Genomic DNA, 1,219 nt, shown 5'->3' with positions numbered 1-1,219 from the left:
GGCGGATTCTGGCGGTCATTGCAACAGGAGGTTTTCGATCAGTTCGATCGGTTTTTGAAACCCTAGTCTTTTTCGTGGTCGGTCATTGAGCTCGGCGGCTACCCAGTCGAGGTCAGCCTCACTATGAACGCTGAGATCGGTGCCTTTCGGGAAGTACTGCCTTAACAGACCATTCGTGTTCTCGTTGATCCCACGCTGCCACGGTGAGTGCGGGTCGCAGAAGTAGATCTCGATATCGGCGTCCATTTTTACGGTCTTCCAGTCCATCATCTCGGCTCCCTGGTCCCAGGTCAGTGAGTGTCGCAATGCCTCCGGCAACGTCTTGATCTTCGCGGTCAACGCATCCCGCATCTGCTCGGCCTTGTAACCGTCGGGGAGGTGGATGAGCATCGTGTAGTTGGTGCTGCGCTCCACCAGGGTCCCGATTGCGGAAAGGTTTCCTTTGCCGATGATGAGGTCGCCTTCCCAGTCGCCGGGTACGGCGCGGTCCTCGACTTCTTTGGGGCGTTCGGAAATGTTGATCATGTCCGGGACCCGGTTCTTACGCTGCCCGGCCTTCCGGCACGGCCGGCGGACAGCCCTCCCCGTGCGTAGACATGCGGTCAGATCGCGCTTCAACGCTCCACGGGATTGCACGTACAAGGACTGGTAAATGGTCTCCGTCGACACGCGCATCTCCAAGTCATCGGGGAACTGACGTCGTAACCGCCCACTGATCTGCTCGGGCGAGTACTTCTTCTTCAGGTCAGCTTCCACCTTTGCACGCAGCACCAGGTTCATATGAAGCTTCGCCGACTTCGGACGAGACGCCCGCTCGTACGCCATGACATGCGCGGTTGTCGCCCGATAAGGAACACCGGGCTGGCTGTTCCGCTTCAACTCCCTCGAGACGGTCGACGGGGACGTCCCTATGACCGCCGCGATCTGGCGCAAGGACTGGCCCTGAGCGCGAAGCACGGCGATCTCCTCCCGCTGGGCGAAGGACAAGCACCGGCCCTTCAAAGCTCTGCCCCGGCGGGGCCGGACACCACCGGCCTCGAGGAGCACCCGACGTCCGGTTCGCCTGCTCGTCCCGATTGGGGCGACAGCGCCAGTGATGAACTCACCAGCCTGCATCCCCGCCCAGAACACCTGCAGCAGATCCGATCTTATGAAGATGGAGTAGCCCGCCATATCAACACCCATTCGCTAAGTGTTGCAATCACCGCAAGAACCCAAG

At 60.2% G+C, this 1,219-nt stretch carries 1 protein-coding gene; it reads right to left on the bottom strand.

The window, feature by feature from the left end; translation table 11 throughout:
- Positions 1 to 15 precede the first annotated feature (15 nt).
- On the bottom strand, positions 16 to 1,185 hold the full coding sequence (locus IWX65_RS17605) for an IS30 family transposase (protein ID WP_334683989.1): 1,170 nt from the start codon (positions 1,183 to 1,185) through the stop codon (positions 16 to 18).
- Between the last annotated feature and the right edge of the window lie 34 nt (positions 1,186 to 1,219).

The organism is Arthrobacter sp. CAN_A214, assembly GCF_015751955.1.
Lineage (GTDB): Bacteria > Actinomycetota > Actinomycetes > Actinomycetales > Micrococcaceae > Arthrobacter_D.
This window is presented reverse-complemented; position numbering and strand designations above follow the sequence as displayed.